Annotated in this window: 2 protein-coding genes and 1 pseudogene; all 3 read right to left on the bottom strand. The window is 33.0% G+C overall.

Annotation, left to right across the window (positions count from 1 at the left end):
• Positions 1 to 313: pseudogene (locus tag F6K40_RS35470) on the bottom strand (hypothetical protein); the annotation flags it as partial.
• A 20-nt stretch (positions 314 to 333) separates the two neighbouring features.
• Entirely contained in the window at positions 334 to 534 is a 201-nt protein-coding gene (locus F6K40_RS35465; RefSeq protein ID WP_293143424.1) for a cytochrome c family protein, read from the bottom strand.
• A 63-nt stretch (positions 535 to 597) separates the two neighbouring features.
• The gene (locus F6K40_RS35460; protein ID WP_293143421.1) at positions 598 to 852 is read right to left on the bottom strand and encodes a cytochrome c family protein; all 255 of its coding nucleotides are present in this window, start codon (positions 850 to 852) and stop codon (positions 598 to 600) included.
• Between the last annotated feature and the right edge of the window lie 136 nt (positions 853 to 988).

Raw genomic sequence — 988 nt, 5'->3', positions numbered from 1 at the left:
CAGATACAATTTCTATCTCCGTTTCTGTCAAACGCTCTTGATAAGCAGACATATTATTTTTCCCATTTTTTACTAAATAAGCGATCGCCTCAACAAAACCCAACTTATTTCTTTCCAAAACCTCTATCTTGAAATTTTTCCCCCATCTAAAAATATTCGCTCTAGTTAGCATAACAACCATTACAATAAATCTCAAAAAATTCTGCCACCCTAATTTTTTCTCTTCGATATCCTGATTAAAAAAACTCTCCCAAAAACTTTTAACTTTACTCATCACTCCTTCAGAATGCCAATCATTTTTTGCCGATTCCAATACATAACCAGAAACTTTTTCTATCTCCCTATCCCTTCAGAATGCCAATCATTTTTTGCCGATTCCAATACATAACCAGATACAATTTTGATCTCCGTTTCAGTCAAACGTTCTTGATAAGCAGACATATTATTTTTACCATTTTTTACCAAGTAAGCGATCGCCTCAACAGAATCCAACTTATTTCTTTCCCAAATCTCTATCTTGAAAATTTTCCCCATCTAAAAATATTCCCTCCATTAACATAACAACCCACACAATAAATCTCAAAAAGTTCTGCCACCCTAATTTTTTCTAGAGATATCCTGATTAAAAAGACTATCCCAAAAACTTTTTACTTTACTCATCATCCCTTCATAATGCCAAGCATTTTTTGCCTCTTCCAACACATAAGCAGAAACTTTTTCTATCTCTATTTCTGTCAAACGCTCTTGATAAGCAGACATATTATTTTTACCATTTTTTACTAAGTAAGCGATCGCCTCAACAGAATCCAACTTATTTCTTTCCCAAATCTCTATCTTGAAAATTTTCCCCATCTAAAAATATTCCCTCCATTAACATAACAACCCACACAATAAATCTCAAAAAGTTCTGCCACCCTAATTTTTTCTAGAGATATCCTGATTAAAAAGACTATCCCAAAAACTTTTTACTTTACTCATCATCCCTTCA

This window comes from Okeania sp. SIO3I5, from assembly GCF_010672085.1.
Lineage (GTDB): Bacteria > Cyanobacteriota > Cyanobacteriia > Cyanobacteriales > Microcoleaceae > Trichodesmium.
This window is presented reverse-complemented; position numbering and strand designations above follow the sequence as displayed.